Origin of the sequence: Psychroflexus maritimus, from assembly GCF_011089875.1 — a bacterium.
Taxonomy (GTDB): Bacteria; Bacteroidota; Bacteroidia; order Flavobacteriales; family Flavobacteriaceae; genus Psychroflexus; species Psychroflexus maritimus.
This window is the reverse complement of sequence record NZ_JAANAS010000022.1, coordinates 1-215: the sequence shown is the minus strand read 5'-3', so window position 1 is coordinate 215 and position 215 is coordinate 1. Positions and strand designations below refer to the sequence as shown.

Below are 215 nucleotides of genomic sequence, written 5' to 3'. Positions count from 1 at the left end.
ATTCAAGGCAACGGCGAATTTGAGTTTTCTGTAGATGGCGGTCCTTGGGTAGCTCAAGACGGACAATCAAGTTTAATCTTTAGCGGTTTAGAAGCTGGAGAAGTAGAAGTGATTGGTAGAGATTTAGGTGGTTGTGCTACCGAAACAAAACTAGTTTCTTTAATCGATTACCCAAAATTCTTCACTCCAAATGAAGATGGATTTAATGATTCTTG

The 215-nt window shown here is 39.1% G+C and carries 1 pseudogene; it reads left to right on the top strand.

Features of this window, described 5'->3' with window-relative positions:
• Window positions 1–215 (top strand): annotated as a pseudogene (locus tag G7034_RS02090) (T9SS type B sorting domain-containing protein); the annotation flags it as partial.